16 protein-coding genes are annotated in these 17,677 nt (G+C 67.9%); 11 read left to right on the top strand and 5 right to left on the bottom strand.

The features are described 5' to 3' along the window. Window positions 1–9: 9 nt before the first annotated feature. A complete protein-coding gene (locus PCQ86_RS13500; protein WP_011805974.1) occupies window positions 10–924 on the top strand; it encodes a LysR family transcriptional regulator in 915 nt (304 codons plus the stop codon). A gap of 13 nt (window positions 925–937) precedes the next feature. Here PCQ86_RS13500 and mltB read toward each other — a convergent pair whose 3' ends face one another. The 4 genes from mltB to PCQ86_RS13480 all read right to left on the bottom strand — a co-directional run bounded on the left by mltB (window position 938) and on the right by PCQ86_RS13480 (window position 6,124). Further along, the gene (gene mltB / locus PCQ86_RS13495) at window positions 938–2,011 is read right to left on the bottom strand and encodes a lytic murein transglycosylase B (protein ID WP_270173971.1); all 1,074 of its coding nucleotides are present in this window, start codon (window positions 2,009–2,011) and stop codon (window positions 938–940) included. Beyond that, window positions 2,008–4,074 carry a transglutaminase family protein gene (locus PCQ86_RS13490; protein WP_270173970.1) on the bottom strand — a complete coding sequence of 689 codons (2,067 nt, stop codon included), beginning with the start codon at window positions 4,072–4,074 and terminating at the stop codon, window positions 2,008–2,010. Before PCQ86_RS13490 ends, mltB begins: the two co-directional genes overlap by 4 nt. A 99-nt stretch (window positions 4,075–4,173) precedes the next feature. Continuing rightward, entirely contained in the window at window positions 4,174–5,199 is a 1,026-nt protein-coding gene (locus PCQ86_RS13485; protein ID WP_270173969.1) for a DUF58 domain-containing protein, read from the bottom strand. Between the two features lie 4 nt (window positions 5,200–5,203). After that, window positions 5,204–6,124 carry an AAA family ATPase gene (locus PCQ86_RS13480; protein WP_011805970.1) on the bottom strand — a complete coding sequence of 307 codons (921 nt, stop codon included), beginning with the start codon at window positions 6,122–6,124 and terminating at the stop codon, window positions 5,204–5,206. A 38-nt stretch (window positions 6,125–6,162) separates the two neighbouring features. Between PCQ86_RS13480 and PCQ86_RS13475 the strand changes: the two genes are divergently transcribed. The 8 genes from PCQ86_RS13475 (at window position 6,163) to PCQ86_RS13440 (ending at window position 15,413) form a co-directional block, all read left to right on the top strand. Then, complete coding sequence (locus PCQ86_RS13475; protein WP_015913716.1) at window positions 6,163–7,122, top strand: histone deacetylase family protein; 960 nt, start codon at window positions 6,163–6,165, stop codon at window positions 7,120–7,122. 48 nt (window positions 7,123–7,170) lie between these two features. After that, the gene (locus PCQ86_RS13470) at window positions 7,171–7,989 is read left to right on the top strand and encodes an enoyl-CoA hydratase (RefSeq protein ID WP_047350479.1); all 819 of its coding nucleotides are present in this window, start codon (window positions 7,171–7,173) and stop codon (window positions 7,987–7,989) included. Between the two features lie 19 nt (window positions 7,990–8,008). Continuing rightward, the gene (locus tag PCQ86_RS13465; protein ID WP_103738004.1) at window positions 8,009–9,292 is read left to right on the top strand and encodes a mechanosensitive ion channel family protein; all 1,284 of its coding nucleotides are present in this window, start codon (window positions 8,009–8,011) and stop codon (window positions 9,290–9,292) included. A gap of 161 nt (window positions 9,293–9,453) precedes the next feature. Beyond that, window positions 9,454–10,203, top strand: coding sequence for an electron transfer flavoprotein subunit beta/FixA family protein (locus PCQ86_RS13460; RefSeq protein ID WP_088886426.1), 750 nt, complete (start codon window positions 9,454–9,456; stop codon window positions 10,201–10,203). Window positions 10,204–10,224: 21 nt separating this feature from the next. Continuing rightward, the gene (locus tag PCQ86_RS13455) at window positions 10,225–11,157 is read left to right on the top strand and encodes an electron transfer flavoprotein subunit alpha/FixB family protein (protein ID WP_015913713.1); all 933 of its coding nucleotides are present in this window, start codon (window positions 10,225–10,227) and stop codon (window positions 11,155–11,157) included. A gap of 80 nt (window positions 11,158–11,237) precedes the next feature. Next, a complete protein-coding gene (locus PCQ86_RS13450) occupies window positions 11,238–13,028 on the top strand; it encodes an acyl-CoA dehydrogenase (RefSeq protein WP_011805964.1) in 1,791 nt (596 codons plus the stop codon). A gap of 78 nt (window positions 13,029–13,106) precedes the next feature. Further along, complete coding sequence (locus PCQ86_RS13445; protein WP_270173968.1) at window positions 13,107–14,063, top strand: NAD(P)H-dependent flavin oxidoreductase; 957 nt, start codon at window positions 13,107–13,109, stop codon at window positions 14,061–14,063. Window positions 14,064–14,249: 186 nt separating this feature from the next. Then, window positions 14,250–15,413: an acyltransferase family protein gene (locus PCQ86_RS13440; protein WP_270173967.1), complete on the top strand. Its 1,164-nt coding sequence runs from the start codon at window positions 14,250–14,252 to the stop codon at window positions 15,411–15,413. Between the two features lie 55 nt (window positions 15,414–15,468). Here PCQ86_RS13440 and rnk read toward each other — a convergent pair whose 3' ends face one another. Beyond that, entirely contained in the window at window positions 15,469–15,876 is a 408-nt protein-coding gene (rnk, locus tag PCQ86_RS13435) for a nucleoside diphosphate kinase regulator (RefSeq protein ID WP_015913710.1), read from the bottom strand. 277 nt (window positions 15,877–16,153) lie between these two features. Between rnk and PCQ86_RS13430 the strand changes: the two genes are divergently transcribed. Together PCQ86_RS13430 and PCQ86_RS13425 are read left to right on the top strand one after the other, a co-directional pair. Continuing rightward, window positions 16,154–17,311: a PA0069 family radical SAM protein gene (locus PCQ86_RS13430; RefSeq protein WP_270173966.1), complete on the top strand. Its 1,158-nt coding sequence runs from the start codon at window positions 16,154–16,156 to the stop codon at window positions 17,309–17,311. A gap of 54 nt (window positions 17,312–17,365) precedes the next feature. Continuing rightward, entirely contained in the window at window positions 17,366–17,665 is a 300-nt protein-coding gene (locus PCQ86_RS13425) for a putative quinol monooxygenase (RefSeq protein ID WP_011805958.1), read from the top strand. The last annotated feature ends 12 nt before the right edge of the window (window positions 17,666–17,677 follow it).

The raw sequence follows: 17,677 nt of genomic DNA, 5'->3' as shown, positions 1-17,677 counted from the left end.
GTTCGTCTTATGCTGCATATCACCTTGCGCCAGCTCGAGATATTCAGCGCCGTGGCGCAAAGCGGCTCCACGGTGGCTGCGGCACACGTGGTGGCGCTGTCGCAGTCGGCCACCAGCGCGGCGCTGCAGCAGCTGGAGCATTGCCTGGGCGCGCCGCTGTTTGAGCGCGCGGGCCGCAGCCTGGTGCTCAACGATGCGGGACGTGCACTGCTGCCGCAGGCGCTGGAGCTGTTGGCGCAGGCGCACACCATCGAGCAGGCCTTTGGCGCGCAGAGTGCGGTCCTGCCGGTACGCCTGCGCGTGGCGGCCAGCACCACCATCGGCAGCTATGCGCTGCCCCGCGTACTGGCCGCCTTTGCGCGCAGCCACCCACAGGTGAGCGTGGACCTGCAGATCGGCAACACGCGCGAGGTGGCACACGCCGTGCAGGCGCTGGAGGCCGACCTGGGGCTGATCGAGGGCGCCAGCCACTGGCCGGGGCTGCAGGTCCAGCCTTGGCAGCGTGACGAGCTGGTCATCGTCTCCGCACCACACGACCCGTTGGTGAAGGCAGCTCAAGCCCGGCCGCTGGGCGCGGCCGCATTACGCAGTGCGCGCTGGCTGCTGCGCGAGCAGGGGTCAGGTACGCGCGAGATGGTGGAGCACGCTTTGCTGCCGCGTCTGCACCAGCTGCCCTCAGCCGCTACGCTAGGCAGTTCTGAGGCGATCGCGCGCTGCGTGGCCCAAGGGCTGGGCATCAGCTGCCTGTCGCGCGTGTTGGTGCAGCCGCTGCTTGATGCCGGCGAACTGGTGCTGCTGTCTACCCTGCTGCCGCGCATGTGGCGCCATTTTTCGCTGCTCCAGCGCGCGGGGCATAGGCAATCGCCCACGCTGGCAGCCTTCGTGCAGACTTGCCAGGCGCATGCCCGAGGGACGCCCGCATGAGACGGGTGCGCCGCTACCGTGGCGTGGCACGCGCCGTTGCGATTTCACGGCCCAGCTCAATCACCGCCATGGCGTAGTAGCTCGACCAGTTGTAGCGCGTGATCGCATAGAAGTTCTCGGTGCCGGCCACGTAGCTGGGCGCCTCAGCGCCATTCTGCAGTTCCACCAGCGCTAATGGACCCGTGTGCTGCGCGCCTTCGCTCTGCACGTGCGCCCCTTGGGCCGCCATGCTGGCGACGCTGAAAGTGGGCAGGATGTCCGGCGCCAGCAGCGCGTCCAACTGCAGCGTGGCCGCGTCGAACGCCACTGCGTAGTGCGTGGGCATGCCGCTCTGCCAGCCGTGGCCCACGAAGTAGTTGGCCACGGAGCCGATGGCGTCCTGCGCGCTGCGCCACAGGTCGATGCGGCCGTCGCCGTCGAAATCCACCGCGTAGCGCGACCAGCTCGACGGCATGAACTGCCCCAGACCCATGGCGCCCGCGTAGCTGCCGCGCGGGGTGTGCGGGTCGATGCCCGTGCGGTCCATGAGGGTCAGAAACTGCTCCAGCTCGCGCTGGAAGAACGCGCGCCGCTCGGCCGCGCGCGGGTGTGCGTCGGGAAAGTCGAAGGCCAGCGTGGCCAGCGCGTCGATCACCCGCAGGTTGCCCATGTGCTGGCCGTAGAGTGTCTCCACGCCGATGATGCCCACGATGATCTCGGCGGGCACGCCGTATTGCGTTTCAGCGCGCGCCAGCGCATCGGCGTTGTCCTGCCAGAAGCGCAGGCCCGCGCGGATGCGCGTGGGCTCCACGAAGCGCGCACGGTAGGCCGCCCAGTTCTTGGGCGTACCCCGCGTGGGCGGCAGCACCAGGCGCGGCACCTGGGGCAGCAGCCGCGCTTGCCCGATCGCCTGGCGCACCCATTCGCGGTCCAGCCCGCGCCGCTCTGCCAGATCGTCGGCGAACTGCATGGCCTGCGCACGTTGCGCATAGTGGTAGGTGGCCGCCGTCTTGGCGGCTGTTTTTTTAGAATGATTTTGGGCTAAGGCGCTTATGGGGAAAGCGCTGACAGCTATGAAAAATGTAGTTATTGCAAGGGAGCGGATCATGGGGCAGAGGGGCGTGGATTCTGCGCGGTGGGCCAGGGCAGGCGGCGCAATTCGCGCTGCAGGTCGGCCAGCAGGGCGCGGGGTTCGGGGGCGTAGCGGGCCTGCTCCACGCGCAGCAGCCACTGCGCGGCGGCTTCGGCGGGGGCGCCCAGTTCGGCGCGCGCACGCGCGGCCATGGTGCGTGGCGGCAGGTGGGGTGGCAGCGGCAGGCCGGCGCGTGCCAGTCGCTGGCGGGCCTGCAGCAGCAGGCTCTGCCAGGGGTCCTGGCGGCTGCGCTCCCACAGGGCCCAGCCTGCGCCCGCGGCGGCGGCCAGCGCGGCCAGCAGGCCCAGCAGGCGCACCAGGTCCTGCCAACTGGGCGACTGCATGCCCAGCGACTTGAGCAAATCGAGCTGGCGCCCCTGGGTGTAGTTCAGCACCCATTGGTTCCAGCCGTTGTTCACGGCCTCCCACACCGACCGCAGACGGCGTACCAGCGAAGGGTTGACGACGGCATCCATCGCGGTGCCCAACACGCCGCGTGGCGCCTGCAATCGCTGGAACTGGCCGATGCGCCCCGGCGACACGGCCCCCGTGGGGTCCACGCGCACCCAGCCGCGGCCCTCCAGCCAGACCTCGGCCCAGGCGTGTGCGTCGCTCTGGCGCACAGTCCAGTAGCCGTCGATGTCGTTCATCTGACCACCCTGGTAACCGGTGACGATGCGCGATGGCACGTCCAGCGCGCGCATCAGCACCACGAAGGCCGAGGCGATGTGCTCGCAAAAGCCTTCCTTGCGGTCGAACCAGAACTCGTCGGCCGTGTGCTCCCCGTACACGCCGGGCTCCAGCGTGTAGGTGTAGCCGCCCGTGCGCAGCCGTGCCAGCGCGGCGTCGATGTAGGCCTGTGCCCCGCTGGCGGCCACGCGCGCCGCGATCGCGGGGTCGGCCTGCATCTGTTCGGCCAGGGCCAGGGTGCGGGGGTTCATCTCCGCGGGCAGTTCCACGTAGCCGTTCAGCAGGGAGGTGCGCCGCGTGGGGCCGTGGGTGAAGCGCAGGTGGCTTTCGGCGCGGTAGCGCAGCACGCTGGAGATGGGCCGGCTGGCGGACCACAGCAGTTCGGGCGACATCATCGCGCCAGTGCCCTGTGGGAGTTCGGGCCGCTCCTGCACGGCGTCCAGCGTCAGCAGCCAGGGGCGGCGGCTGGGCTCCAGCGTGACCTCGTAGCGCACGGACTCACCCTGCATTTGCAGGTTGGCCGGCGTGGGGTAGGCCCAGGTGATGCCGCGCGCCTCGGGCTGCGACAGCGCATACCAGTCACGCCCATTGAAGGCCGTGAGCACCGGGCCGCGAAAGTACAGGCTGCTTTGCGGCGGCGGGGCTCCGCCCGGCGTGTCAAAGCGCACGCGCAGCGCCACGCTGTCGTCCAGCACCAGCGACGCCATGCTGCCGATGGACATCTCCCCCGACAGGCCGCTGCGCCCCGAGCGCGCATCGTCCGGCACGCCCCACAGCGGTGCCATGCGCGGAAACAGCAGGAACAGCGCCACCATGATGGGCGCGCCCAGCAGCGCCATGCGCGCGGCGGTGCGCATGGAGGCCGCCAGCGGCGGCCGCCCCACCGGCATGTGGGCGTTGACCAGCGCGGTGAGCAGCCCGAGCAGCGCCACCAGCAGGGCGGCGGCCGTGGGCAGCGACTGCGAGAAGAAGAAGTTGGCCAGCAGCGTAAAGAAGCCGAGGAAGAACACCACCATGGCATCGCGCCGCGCGCGCAGCTCCAGGGTCTTGAGCGCCAGCAGCACCACGATCAGCGTCACGCCCGCGTCGCGCCCGACGATGGTGCGGTGCGACAGCAGCGTGAGTGCCACGGCCGCCGCAAGCAGTGCGCCAATCACCCAGCGCCCCGGCAGGGCACGCGCGCCCACGGCCAGCCAGCCGCGCCAGGCCAGCAGCGCTGCGGTCAGCGCGCTGGTCCACAGCGGCAGGTACGCGGCCAGCGGCGCCACGCAACAGGCCACCACCGCCAGCAGGAACAGGGTGTCGCGCGCTTCGCGCGGCAGGTGCGAAAGCCGCTGGGCCAGATTCACGTCGAGGCTCCCGCGCGTCGATGGGGTCTGCTATTGAATGAATAGCTGGTCGCGCTTGTTGGTAGTGGGCTAGGCGCTTTTTTCATGTCAAACACAGAATCAGCACAGCGCCAGTGCCTCCAGGCAGCGGTGGCGGTGTGCGGCGCCGCTGTCCGGTGCAATCTGCTGGCCGGGCAGGCGCAGGCCGTATTCCACGCCCAGCCGGTCGGCCTGCAGTACCCAGGCCGTGAGGCGCGAGACGCGGGCCTCCGGGTCCTGCAGGCCGGTGGCAGCGCCGTCCAGCCAGAGTTCGTGGTGCTGCGCCTGCTGGGTGTCGCGGCTCACCAGGTCGTCGGTGCCGGTGGCAAACGACTTGGCGGCCTTCTTCCAGACCACCAGCTTGAGTGGGTCACCCCGCCGGTACGCGCGCACACCATCGAATTCCCCGATGCCGCGCGCCGGTGCCTGGCCGCCGCTGCCCGAGCGCGGCTCGCCGGCGGGCAGCGCAGGGGCGCCCACCTCCGGGCGCGGGTAGACCAGCAGCTGCGCGGCGGGCTGCCACAGCGTCCACACGCGGAACGTGCCCAGCGGGTAGCGGGTTTCCGCCATCAGCACGGGCTCGTCCTGCAGCCCGCGCCGCGCGGGCTGGAACGCCACCCGCACGGTGGCGGAGCCTTCGGCGGGCACGTCGGTCCAGGCCCATTCCGCGGCCTGGCCGCCGCGCACCGCCAACGCGATGCCGTGGCGCGTGGCGCGCCGCGGGTTGTGCAGCTGTACCTGCAGCAGCGCGCCGGCACCGAGGAACTGCGGCTGCGGCGGCACCAGGTGCAGCGTGAGTCCGCGCAGTGTGGCGTGGCACAGGTGCACGCCCACCACCACGCTGCCGGCGAGCAGAAAGGTGAGCAGGTAGCCCAGGTTGAGTTGGAAGTTGATGGACGCCACCAGCAGCACCAGCAGCGTGAGGGCCAGCATCCATCCCGCGCCTGTAGGCAGGATGTAGATGTTGCCCTGCGTGAGCGTGAGCGTGTCGGTGCGCCGCAGGCGCGCCAGCCACCAGCGCTGCCAGCGCGCGGCCACGGCACGCCAGGGCATCTGCCGCGGGGCCGCGGCACCGGGCGGTGCGGCCTGCTCGAATGCTGCGGGCATGGCGTCAGGGCAGGGGGACGGACTCGACCATGGCGCGCACCTGCTCCACGGCGCCGCGGCCGGCGTCGCCCACCGGCACCAGGCGGTGGGCAATGGTCTGCGGCAGGATGGCCTGCACATCGTCCGGCGCCACGTAGTCGCGCCCCTCGATGAGCGCCTGGGCCTTGGCCGCCCGCATCAGCGCGATGCCCGCGCGCGGCGACAGGCCCTGGAGGAACCAGCGGCCCGAGCGCGTGGCGGCGATGAGATCCTGCACATAGTTGAGCAGTGGCTCGGCCGTGTGCACGGCCAGCACCTGGTGCTGCAGCGCGGCCAGATCGTCCAGCGACAGCAGCGGCAGCAGGCCGTCCAGCATGTCGCGGCGGTCGCTGCCGGCCAGCAGCAGGCGCTCGGCGCCACGGTCGGGATAGCCCAGCGAGATGCGCATGAGGAAGCGGTCGAGCTGGCTCTCGGGCAATGCGAAGGTGCCCAGCTGGTCGTGCGGGTTCTGCGTGGCGATCACGAAGAACGGGTGGGGCAGGGCGCGCGTCTCGCCTTCCACCGACACCTGCTTTTCCTCCATGGCCTCCAGCAGCGCGCTCTGCGTCTTGGGGCTGGCGCGGTTGATCTCGTCGGCCAGCAGCACCTGGGCGAACACCGGCCCGGGGTGGAACACGAAGGCCTCCTTGCCACGCTCGTACACCGACACGCCGGTGAGGTCGCTGGGCATCAGGTCGGCCGTGAACTGCACACGCGCGAACTGCAGGCCGAAGGTGCGTGCCAGCGCATGGGCCAGCGTGGTCTTGCCAACGCCCGGTACGTCCTCGATGAGCAGGTGCCCGCCGGCCAGCAGGCAGGCCACGCAGTCCTGTACCTGCGCGGTTTTGCCCACGATCACCGTGTTAAGCTGATCCAAAAGCGACTTGATCTTCTGCTGTGCATGCATGGCGTGACGTTATCCGAAAACGATTGAGACACCGGGGAATGACTGTGAGCAAGACGGGCTATTACACCCACCGTGACTGCTGGAAGCACGAGATGGGCCCAGGACACCCCGAATGCCCGGCGCGGCTGGACGCCATCGAGGATCGGCTGCTGGTGACCGGCGTGGCCGATGCCTTGCAGCATTGTGAGGTACCGCTGGCCTCCCTGGCAGACATCGAGCTGGCCCACGACCGCATGCACATGGCTGCGCTGCGCGGCCTGTCCGACCGTCTGATCGAGGAAGAGGCCGCGGGCGGCCCGCCCTATGTGCAGGTGGACACGGACACCTCGATGAACCGCCACACCTGGACGGCCGCGCTGCGCGCCGCGGGCGCCGCACTGGCCGCCACCGACGCGGTGATGGCCGGAGAGATCGAGAACGCCTTTTGCAGCGTGCGCCCGCCTGGCCACCACGCCACGCGCACCAAGGCCATGGGCTTTTGCTTCTTCAACAACGTGGCCATCGCCGCCAAGTACGCGCTGCAGCGCTACAACCTCAAGCGCGTGGCGGTGGTGGACTTCGATGTGCACCACGGCAACGGCACGGAGGACATCCTGGCCGGCGACCCGCGCGCGCTCATGGTGAGCATCTTCCAGCATCCGTTCTACCCGTACTGCGGGGACCAGGAGCCGGCGTCCAACATGCTCAACGTGCCCGTCCCCGCCTACACCAAGGGCATGGAGGTGCGCGACATCGTGGACATGGTTTGGATGCCGCGGCTGGAATCGTTCAAGCCCGAGATGATCTTCGTGAGTGCGGGCTTTGATGCGCACCGCGAGGACGACATGGGCCAGCTCAGCCTCAACGAGCAGGACTACGCCTGGATCACCATGCGCGTCAAGGATGTGGCCCGGCGCTTTGCCCGCGGCCGCATCGTGTCGTGCCTTGAGGGCGGCTACATGATGGGGCCGCTGGCGCGCAGCGTGGAAGCCCATGTGCGCGTGTTGGCAGACCTTTGATTCTTCCCCGCGCGCGCCGCGCGGTATTCGTACTCAGGAGACTTCGCCATGACTTCCTCCCCCTCCACGGCGGCCGGTGGCGGCCCACTGCGTGTGCAGCGCGACGATCGCGGCGTGGTCACCCTCACGCTGGATGACGCGCCGCGCTTCAACGCCCTCGGCCACGAGATGCTGGCAGCACTGCAGCAGGCACTGGACGATGTTGCGCGCGACGACAGCGTGCGCGTGGTGGTGCTCGCCGCGGCTGGCAAGGCCTTCTGTGCGGGCCACAACCTTAAGGATATGGCGGCCAACCCGGACTTGGCGTGGTACCAGCGCCTGTTCGCCCAGTGCAGCCGCATGATGCTGAGCATCCACAAGCTGCCCGTACCGGTGATTGCGCGTGTGCACGGCATGGCCACGGCGGCGGGCTGTCAGTTGGTGGCGCAGTGCGACCTGGCCGTTGCCAGCGAAAACGCGACCTTTGCGACCAGCGGCATCCACTATGGCCTGTTCTGCGCCACGCCCAGCGTGCCATTGGTGCGCAACGTGCCGGCCAAGCGGGCCATGGAGATGCTGCTCACCGGGGACTTCATCGACGCACGCACCGCGTTGGACCAGGGGCTGGTCAACCGCGTGGTGGCGCCCGAGTCGCTGGACGCCGAGGTGGAGTCGCTGGTGCAGTCCATTCTGCAGAAACCCCGCGTAGCCGTGGCCATGGGCAAGGCGCTGGTGTACCAGCAACGCGAACTGGGCCTGGACGCGGCGTACCAACTGGCGGGCCAGACCATGGCCACCAACATGATGGACGACGCCGCGCAGGAAGGTGCGCGCGCCTTTGCAGAGAAGCGTCAGCCGGCCTGGAAGCCGGCTGCTGATAAGGCCTGAGCCGAGGAGCGCCGCGCTGATGGAATGGTGGGAACGGCTGGCGGCCGACTTCCGGCTGTCCAGCCTGTGGCTGGAACTGGCGGTGCTGGCCGGTAGCGTGGCGCTTGCTTATGTGCTGAGCCGGCGGGCCGGTCGAGGACAGCCGCCGGAGTCGGTCTGGTTCGGCCGCCGCATCGTGGACGGGTTGATGTTTCCTGCGGTGGTGCTGGCACTGGTGTATGCGGCGCGCGTGGTGGTGGAGCATTACCAGGCGGTTTTCCTGCTGCGCCTGGCGGTGCCGGTGTTCACGTCGCTGGTGCTGATCCGCTTCGTGGCACGCGTGCTGGCCATGGCGTTTCCGCGTTCAGGCCTGATGCGCCTGATGGAGCGCGTGCTCTCCTGGCTGGCCTGGGGCGTGGCCGCCTTGTGGATCGCCGGGCTGCTGCCGCGCGTGCTGCAGGAACTGGACGACATCCGCATCGCGTTCGGCAAGTCCAGCGTCAGCCTGCTGGCGCTGCTGCAAGGCGGTCTGTCCGCGGTCCTGGTGCTGGTGGCTGCGCTGTGGGCGGCGTCGACTTTCGAGCGGCGCGTGCTCGACCATGCGGTGGCCGACCTGTCCATGCGCAAGGTGGCGGTGAATGCCACGCGGGCGCTGCTGCTGTTCGTGGGGTTGCTGCTGGCGCTGGCCGCTGTGGGGGTGGACCTCACCGCGCTGTCGGTTCTGGGCGGTGCGCTGGGCGTGGGCCTGGGCTTTGGCCTGCAGAAGCTGGCGGCCAATTACGTCAGCGGCTTCGTGATTCTGCTGGAACGCTCGCTGCGCATCGGGGACAACGTGCGCGTGGATGGTTTCGAGGGCCGCATCACGGACATCAAGACGCGCTACACGTTGATCCGCGCGGGCAACGGGCGCGAGTCCATCGTGCCCAACGAAAGCCTGATCACCCAGCGCGTGGAAAACCTGACCGCGTCCGACCGCAAATTCAACCTCACGACCAATATCACCGTCGCCTACGGCAGTGATGCCGCGAAGGTGCAGCAGATCCTGTGTGCTGCGGCGAGTGCGCAAGCGCGCGTGCTGGGCGACCCGGCGCCCGTAGCCTTTTTGCTCGATTTCATGCCCGACGGGTTGGTGTTCAACCTCAATTACTGGATCAATGATCCGGCTGCCGGCACTGCCAGCGTGCGGTCTGCCGTCAACCTCGCGGTGCTGGAAGGCTTGCGCACAGCGGGTATCGAGATCGCACAGCCGCAGCGCGTGGTGCATGTCGTGGCTTCGACGCCGGGGCAAGACGGAGTCGCGCCGGCGGCATTGCCACCGGTGTAGGCCTCGACCTGCCATGAATGCACTGGCATAATTGTCAAAAAGCACGATCGTTCGTTTTTGCCGTGTGCACCATGTTCCCATGACGGAGATGCTGCAGTGCGCAATAGAATGGACCGGTTTACGTAAACGTCAAGCAATCAACTATTGAAGGAGCCGCAGCAATGAAGGTTTTGGTCCCCGTCAAGCGCGTGGTGGACTACAACGTGAAGGTCCGGGTGAAGTCGGACGGCACGGGCGTAGACATCGCGAACGTGAAGATGAGCATGAACCCCTTTGACGAAATCGCCGTGGAAGAGGCGGTGCGGCTCAAAGAAAAAGGCGTGGCCACGGAAGTGATCGCGGTGAGCTGCGGCGTGGCGCAATGCCAGGAAACGCTGCGCACGGCGATGGCCATTGGCGCCGACCGCGGCATCCTGGTGGAAACCGATGCCGAGCTGCAACCCCTGGCCGTGGCCAAGCTGCTCAAGGCCCTGGTGGACAAAGAGCAACCGGGCCTGATCATCCTGGGCAAGCAAGCCATCGACGACGACGCCAACCAGACCGGCCAGATGCTGGCGGCCCTGGCCGACCTGCCCCAGGCCACCTTTGCTAGCAAGGTCGAAGTGGCCGGCGACAAGGTCAGCGTCACACGCGAAGTCGACGGCGGCCTGGAAACCCTGCAACTGACCACCCCGGCCGTCATCACCACCGACCTGCGCCTGAACGAGCCGCGCTACGTCACGCTGCCCAACATCATGAAGGCCAAGAAAAAGCCGCTGGACACCGTCAAACCCGAAGACCTCGGCGTAGACGTGGCCCCGCGCCTCAAGACCCTCAAGGTGGCCGAACCCCCGAAGCGCGGCGCCGGCGTGAAAGTGCCCGACGTCGCCACGCTGGTGGACAAGCTCAAGAACGAAGCCAAGGTCATCTAAAGGCAGGACAGGAGAAACAACATGACCGTACTCGTCATTGCAGAACACGACAACGCCAGCCTCAAGGCCGCCACCCTGAACACCGTCACCGCCGCACTCGCCTGCGGGGGCGACGTGCACGTGCTCGTAGCCGGTGAAGGCGCGCAGGCCGCCGCCCAGGCCGCCTCCCAAATCGCCGGCGTCGCCAAAGTCCTGCACGCCGACGGCGCCAGCCTGAAGGACGGCCTGGCCGAGAACCTGGCCGCCCAGGTGCTGCAGATTGCCGGCAACTACAGCCACATCCTGTTCCCGGCCACCGCCAGCGGCAAGAACGTCGCCCCGCGCGTGGCCGCCAAGCTGGACGTGGCGCAGATCAGCGACATCACCAAAGTGATCTCCGCCGACACCTTCGAGCGCCCCATCTACGCGGGCAACGCCATCGCCACCGTGCAAAGCGCGGACAGCGTCAAGGTCATCACCGTGCGCGGCACCGGCTTTGACGCGGCGCCCGCCACGGGTGGCAGCGCCGCGGTGGAAACCACCGCCGCCGTGGCCGACGCCGGCAAGAGCAGCTTTGCAGGACGCGAAGTCACCAAGAGCGACCGCCCCGAGCTCACCGCCGCCAAGATCATCGTCTCGGGCGGCCGGGCGCTGGGCAGCAGCGAGAAGTTCAACGAAGTCATGACCCCGCTGGCGGACAAGCTGGGCGCGGCCATTGGCGCCAGCCGCGCAGCGGTGGACGCGGGCTACGCCCCGAACGATTTGCAGGTGGGGCAAACGGGCAAGATCGTTGCGCCGCAGCTGTACATCGCGGCGGGGATCTCGGGGGCCATCCAGCACCTGGCGGGGATGAAGGACAGCAAGGTGATCGTGGCGATCAACAAGGACCCGGAGGCGCCGATCTTTGCGGTGGCCGACTATGGGCTGGAGGCCGATCTGTTCCAGGCCGTGCCGGAACTGGTGAAGGCCCTGTAAGCCGCTGCGCCGGCAAAAAGGCATCGCTTGCGATGCCTTTTTTTTGATCACATTCGTACCGTTTTGAGTTGGAGACACCCATGAGTTACACCGCCCCCGTCAAGGACATGCTGTTCGCCATCGAGCACTTGGCACGCATCGACCAGGTCGCGCAGATTCCCGGTTTCGAGGACGCTGGTCTGGACACGGCCGCTGCCGTGCTGGAAGAGTGCGCGAAGTTCAACGAGGGCGTGGTGGCTCCGCTTAATGTGGTTGGCGACGAGAAACCCTCCTGGTTCAAGGATGGTGCCGTGACCACCACGCCGGGCTTCAAGGAGGCCTTCAGCCAGTTCGCCGAGGGCGGCTGGCAGGGCTTGCAGCACCCTGCCGACTTCGGCGGCCAGGGCCTGCCCAAGACCATCGGCGCGGCCTGCGTGGAAATGCTCAACAGCGCCAACCTGAGCTTTGCGCTGTGCCCGCTGCTGACCGATGGTGCCATCGAGGCGCTGCTCACGGCCGGCAGCGACGAACTCAAGGCCACCTACCTGGAAAAGCTGGTCACGGGCGAGTGGACCGGCACCATGAACCTGACCGAGCCGCAGGCAGGCTCCGACCTGGCGCTGGTGCGCACCAAGGCCGACCCCCAGCCCGACGGTACGTACAAGGTCTTCGGCACCAAGATCTTCATCACCTATGGCGAGCACGACATGGCGGAGAACATCGTGCACCTGGTGCTGGCGCGCGTGGCGGGTGCACCCGAGGGCGTGAAGGGCATCAGCCTGTTCGTGGTGCCCAAGTTCCTCGTGAACCAGGATGGCAGCCTGGGCGCGCGCAACGACGTGCATTGCGTGTCCATCGAACACAAGATGGGCATCAAGGCGTCGCCCACGGCCGTGCTGCAGTACGGTGATAACGGCGGCGCCATCGGCTACCTCGTGGGAGAGGAAAACCGCGGCCTGGAATACATGTTCATCATGATGAACGCCGCGCGCTACGCCGTCGGCGTGCAGGGCATCGCGGTGGCCGAGCGCGCGTACCAGAAGGCCGTGCAGTATGCGCGCGACCGCGTGCAAAGCCGCCCGGTCGACGGCAGCGTGGCCGGCAGCGCCGCCATCATCCACCACCCCGACGTGCGCCGCATGCTGATGACCATGCGTGCGTACACCGAGGGTTGCCGCGCCATGGCCACCACGGCCGCTGCGGCCTACGACGCCGCGCACCATCATCCCGATGCCGAGGTGCGCAAGCAGAACGCGGTGTTCTATGAATTCATGGTGCCACTGGTCAAGGGCTACAGCACCGAAATGAGCCTGGAAGTGGCCAGCCTGGGCGTGCAGGTGCACGGCGGCATGGGCTTCATCGAGGAAACGGGCGCTGCGCAGTACTACCGCGACGCGAAGATCCTCACCATCTACGAAGGCACGACCGCCATCCAGGCCAACGACCTGGTGGGCCGCAAGACGGCGCGCGACGGCGGCCAGACGGCCAAGGCGATCGCCGCGCAGATCGAGGCCACCGAGGGCGAGCTGCGCGCCAGCGGCACGGCCGACGCTCAAGCGGTGGCCCAGCGCCTGGCTGCCGCACGCCAGGCGTTCCTGGAGGTGGTGGATTTCATCGCCGGTGGCGCCAAGGCCCACCCCAACGACGTGTATGCGGGCAGCGTGCCCTACCTGATGCTGGCCGGCAATCTGGTGGCGGGCTGGCAACTGGCGCGCGCGTTGCTGGTGGCGCAGGAGCTGTCCGCCAAGGGACAGGACGTGGCCTTCATGCAGGCCAAGATCGCCACGGCGCGCTTCTATGCCGACCACCTGCTGACCAAGGCGCCGGGCCAGCGCGACGCAATCGTGCACGGCGCGGCCAGCGTCACGGCTCTGCCGCTGGAAGCATTCTGAAAATTGCTTCTGTTTTGATAGCTGCTAGCGCTTGCGGGTAAAGCGCTACAGCCCATTTTTATTATGGAGACCGTCCGCATGTCCAAACTGCCCCCAGCGTTGCAGAAACTCTCGCTGCCCGTCATCGGCTCGCCGCTGTTCATCATCAGCAACCCCCAGCTCGTGATCGAGCAGTGCAAGGCCGGCATCGTGGGCTCCATGCCTGCGCTCAACGCACGGCCGGCGGAGCAACTCGACGACTGGCTCGCCGAGATCACCGAGACGCTGGCGGCGTGGGACAAGGCGCATCCCGAGTCGCCCTCCGCTCCGTTCGCCATCAACCAGATCGTGCACAAGAGCAACGACCGGCTGGAGCACGACATGCAGGTCTGCGCCAAGTACAAGGTGCCGATCGTCATCACCAGCCTGGGCGCGCGCGAGGACGTGAACCAGGCCGTGCACAGCTGGGGCGGCATTGTGCTGCACGACATCATCAACAACAAGTTCGCGCACAAGGCCATCGAGAAGGGGGCCGACGGCCTCATCGCCGTGGCGGCGGGCGCGGGGGGGCACGCAGGGGTGAAGAGCCCGTTTGCGCTGATCCAGGAAATCCGCCAATGGTTTGACGGTCCGCTCGCGCTGTCGGGCTCCATCGCCTCGGGCGGCGCCATCCTGGCCGCGCAGGCCATGGGCGCGGACTTCGCCTATATCGGCTCGGCCTTCATCGCCACGCACGAGGCGCGCGCCATCGATGCGTACAAGCAGGCCATCGTCGAGGGCAACTCCGACGACATCGTCTACAGCAATCTGTTCACGGGTGTGCACGGCAACTACCTGGCGCCGTCAATCCGCGCGGCAGGCCTGGACCCCGACAACCTACCGGAGTCCGATCCGAGCAAGATGAACTTCGGTGGCGACGCCAAGAAGGCTTGGAAGGACATCTGGGGCTGCGGCCAGGGCATCGGCAGCATCACCGAGGTCACTTCGACGGCTGAACTCGTCGCGCGCCTGCGCCGCGAATACCAGCAAGCGCGCGAGCGCCTGGCCCTGGGCTGATGCCCGCGCGGGGCTGCCACGTAGCCCCGTTGGCCCAACGGCGCCCCAGGGGCGCCGTTTTTGTTGATGCGCGTGCGCTGTGTAGCGGTCAGCAGCATCAGCGCAAAAGGCGCAAAATCTTGGGCTTGCCCGATTACCGTGAACCCCCGTCGCAGGCTTGTTGCCGGCACGGGGTTCCTGTTTTGAATGTCCCAGCACACCCCGTCTCATGCCTCCCGCAGTGCGTTGATCGACTGCACCAAAGGCCTGGCCTGCGCCGCCATCGTCTGGCACCACCTGGCGTTCTACGGGCCCATGTCCGACGTGGCGCGCCAAGCGGTGCCGGGGTTGATCGACTGGCTCTACGAATACGCGCGCATGGCGGTGCAGGTGTTTCTGGTGCTGGGGGGCTTCCTGGCAGCGGCCAGTCTGGCGCCGCAGGGGCAGGCGCGCTTTACCGACCCAGCCCAGCGCATCGCACGGCGCTTCGTGCGCCTGGTGGTGCCCTACGCGGTGGCGCTGGTGATCGCCATCGTCGTGCAGGCGGCCGTGCAACCGTGGTTCGACCACGCCTCGGTGTCCGACGTGCCGGACCTGGGCCAGTTGCTTGCGCATGCGTTGCTGCTGCAAAGCGTGCTGGACGAGGAGTCGCTGTCGGCCGGCGTGTGGTACGTGGCCATCGACTTTCAGCTGTTCGCGCTCACCACACTGATCCTGGCTGGCGTATCACGCGTGGCGGTGGCGCTGCGCGCGCGTGGTGTGTCCCGCTACTGGCCCTGGGCCCTGAGCGGCGCGCAGGCACTCGTGGCGACGGGCGTCGCCGCCTCGCTGCTGTACTTCAACCGCGACGCCGATTGGGACGTCTGGGCGGTGTATTTCTTCGGTGCCTATGGCCTTGGCATGCTGGCCTACTGGGCCGTGCAGTCGCCCCGCGCGCTGGGAGCCTGGAGCTGGGCGCTGCTGATCGCGGCGCTGGTGGTGGCTGCGTTGGTACTGGAGTGGCGCCCCCGCATTGCGCTGGCCGGCGTGACTGCGCTGCTGCTGGTGATGGCCATGCGCAGCCCGGCCATGCAGCGCTGGCAAGGCTGGGCACCGCTCAGCCGGCTGGGGCAGATCTCGTATTCGGTATTCCTCGTGCACTTTGCGGTGTGCGTGCTCGTCAACGCGGTGGAAAGCTACTTCTGGCCGCAGTCAGTAGCCGCCGCGATGGCGGGCATGGGCATCGCTTTCGTGCTGTCGATCGCCGCGGGCCACCTGCTGTACGAGCGTGTGGAGCGCCACGTTCCCACATGGCAATCTGCGCTGCGCTGGCAGGCCGGGCTCGTGGGAACCGGCCTGCTGACCACCGCGCTCATGGCAGGCCTGCGCTGACGAAAAAAAGGCAGCCAGTCATGGCTGCCTCGGGTCTTGGGTGGTGCGATCGCGCTCAGCGATGAAGTTCACCCGCGTTCTCGGGTTGGAAATCAATGGCGTCCACGCGCACGGTGACCTGGCCGGTGGGGCTGGGCATCTGGAATTCGTCGCCCACGCCCAGGCCCAGCAGTGCGATGCCGACGGGTGCGAACACCGACACCTTGTCGCCCGAGCCGTCCATCTCCTTCGGGTAGACCAGCGTCAGCGTGTTCGTCTTGCCGGTTTCCAGCAGTGTGAAGCGCACGGTGGAATTCATGGTCACCACGTTGGGGGGCATGTCCTTGGGATCGAACACGTCGGCGCGGTCCAGCTCGGCCTCCAGTGCCTCGCGGCCAGGAAAGGGCGCGGTTTGTTTTTCCAGCAGGGCTTCGATGCGCTCCAGGTCCAGGGACGACAGGATGATGTGGGGCTTGCGCTGCATGGTGTGATTCCCTTGTAAACGATAGTGAAAGCGCGTCTGCCGGGCAGCCGCGCTCAAACGGACAAAAGCCCGGGCAACGGGGTTGTCCGGGCCGAGGCATGTTCTCAAAAAAAGCACCAATTTGGTGCGGAAGTGGTGGATTGTGCGGCCTGGTGCCGCGTTTGCCAAGCGATCTCACACGCGCGCAGTGCGAATTGCGCTGCGCTTGCAGCCCTCCGGCAAATGGCGTAGGCCTTTGGATATTGCCAGAATAACTGTTTATTTATACAGTCATTCAATGCATTCCGAAGACGATCCCCCGCCCTCACTGGCTCCTGTCGTATGGGCGCCCGTGCAGCCGCTCAAGGGGCGGGGTACGGCCACGCGTATGGCCCACCGTTTCATGCGCGATGCGCGCGAGGCGTTTGACGACGGCTGGGGCGGGCCCGTGGGGGATGTGTCAGGCGACGAAGGTGCCGGGCCCGCCGCGCCGCACACGCAGGTGATCTGGGAAGACGCGCGCAGCGCGCTGTGCGGCAACGATTCGCCCGACATTTTCTTCGAGCAGTCGGTGAACCCTTACCGCGGCTGCGAGCATGGCTGTGTGTACTGCTACGCACGGCCCACGCACAGCTACCTCAACCTGTCGCCGGGGCTGGACTTCGAGACCCGCATCATCGCCAAGCGCAATATCGCCGAGGTGCTGCGGGGCGAGCTGGCGCGCGTCAGCCATCGGCCTTCGGTGGTCAACATCGGCTCCGCCACCGACTGCTACCAGCCGGTGGAGCGTGAGCTGCGCCTCACGCGCGCGCTGATCGAGGTGATGCGGGATGCGCGACACCCGTTCTCGCTGATCACCAAGAGCAGCGGCGTGGAACGTGACCTGGACCTGCTGGCTCCGCTGGCGCACAGCCGGCTGGCGGCGGCCTACGTGACCATCACCACGCTGGATGCGCGCCTGGCCCGCGTGCTGGAGCCGCGCGCGGCCGCGCCGCACCGGCGGCTGCGCACCATCCGCGCGCTGGCCGAAGCCGGCGTACCCGTCGGCGTGAGCGTGGCGCCGCAGATTCCTTTCATCACGGAGGATATGGAGCAGGTGCTGGCCGCCGCGCGCGACGCGGGCGCCACCTCGGCCTTCTACACGGTGATCCGCCTGCCGTGGGAACTCAATGCCCTGATGCGCGAGTGGCTGCAACTGCACTACCCGCAGCGTGCCGAGCGCGTGCTGGCGCGCATTCAGGATCTGCACGGCATCGACGCAACCGCGCGTATCGCGGGCAAAAGCTACGACAGCAGCCACGCCACGCGCATGAAGGGCTCGGGCCTGTGGGCCGACCTGCTGCGCCAGCGCTTCGAGAAGACCTGTGCGCGCCTGGGCCTGAACCGCCAGCGCACGGAACTGGACCTGTCGCAGTACCGCCCGGCGCTGGCGCGCGGGCAGGGCGTGCTGTTCTGAGCGCGGTGCGCGCCGCGGCTAGCATGGGCGCTTTGCTGTGGGGAGGGGTGCCGAATGCTGTTGATCGTAGGAACCATTCGCCTGCCGGCGGACGGGCTGGCCGCCGCGCTGCCGGCCATGCGGGCGATGGTGCAGGCCTCACGGGCCGAACCGGGCTGCATCGAATATGCGTATGCGCAGGATGTGCTGGACGCCGGGCTGATCCACGTGCATGAGCTGTGGCGCAGCCAGGACGACCTGGACCGCCACTTCGCCAGTGCCCACATTGCGCAGTGGCGCGCTCTGTGGCCGGCGCTGGGCATCGGCGGGCGTGACCTGCGCGCTTACGCGGTGGGTGCGCCCCGCCCGGTGTGAGCGGTTTGGCGG

It is taken from the genome of Diaphorobacter sp. ED-3 (assembly GCF_027625375.1).
In the GTDB taxonomy this organism is placed as follows: domain Bacteria; phylum Pseudomonadota; class Gammaproteobacteria; order Burkholderiales; family Burkholderiaceae_C; genus Diaphorobacter; species Diaphorobacter nitroreducens.
Note: the sequence above shows the minus strand (reverse complement) of the source record. Positions and strands in the feature narration are given on the sequence as shown.

Excerpts from the sequence above, each read along its gene's own strand:
- mltB (WP_270173971.1), bottom strand. The coding sequence starts at position 2,011 with ATGATCCGCTCCCTTGCAATAACTACATTTTTCATAGCTGTCAGCGCT.
- PCQ86_RS13450 (WP_011805964.1), top strand. The coding sequence starts at position 11,238 with ATGAGTTACACCGCCCCCGTCAAGGACATGCTGTTCGCCATCGAGCAC.
- PCQ86_RS13480 (WP_011805970.1), bottom strand. The coding sequence starts at position 6,124 with ATGCATGCACAGCAGAAGATCAAGTCGCTTTTGGATCAGCTTAACACG.
- PCQ86_RS13455 (WP_015913713.1), top strand. The coding sequence starts at position 10,225 with ATGACCGTACTCGTCATTGCAGAACACGACAACGCCAGCCTCAAGGCC.
- PCQ86_RS13500 (WP_011805974.1), top strand. The coding sequence starts at position 10 with ATGCTGCATATCACCTTGCGCCAGCTCGAGATATTCAGCGCCGTGGCG.
- PCQ86_RS13425 (WP_011805958.1), top strand. The coding sequence starts at position 17,366 with ATGCTGTTGATCGTAGGAACCATTCGCCTGCCGGCGGACGGGCTGGCC.
- PCQ86_RS13440 (WP_270173967.1), top strand. The coding sequence starts at position 14,250 with ATGTCCCAGCACACCCCGTCTCATGCCTCCCGCAGTGCGTTGATCGAC.
- PCQ86_RS13465 (WP_103738004.1), top strand. The coding sequence starts at position 8,009 with ATGGAATGGTGGGAACGGCTGGCGGCCGACTTCCGGCTGTCCAGCCTG.
- PCQ86_RS13475 (WP_015913716.1), top strand. The coding sequence starts at position 6,163 with ATGACTGTGAGCAAGACGGGCTATTACACCCACCGTGACTGCTGGAAG.
- PCQ86_RS13485 (WP_270173969.1), bottom strand. The coding sequence starts at position 5,199 with ATGCCCGCAGCATTCGAGCAGGCCGCACCGCCCGGTGCCGCGGCCCCG.
- rnk (WP_015913710.1), bottom strand. The coding sequence starts at position 15,876 with ATGCAGCGCAAGCCCCACATCATCCTGTCGTCCCTGGACCTGGAGCGC.
- PCQ86_RS13430 (WP_270173966.1), top strand. The coding sequence starts at position 16,154 with ATGCATTCCGAAGACGATCCCCCGCCCTCACTGGCTCCTGTCGTATGG.
- PCQ86_RS13445 (WP_270173968.1), top strand. The coding sequence starts at position 13,107 with ATGTCCAAACTGCCCCCAGCGTTGCAGAAACTCTCGCTGCCCGTCATC.
- PCQ86_RS13470 (WP_047350479.1), top strand. The coding sequence starts at position 7,171 with ATGACTTCCTCCCCCTCCACGGCGGCCGGTGGCGGCCCACTGCGTGTG.
- PCQ86_RS13460 (WP_088886426.1), top strand. The coding sequence starts at position 9,454 with ATGAAGGTTTTGGTCCCCGTCAAGCGCGTGGTGGACTACAACGTGAAG.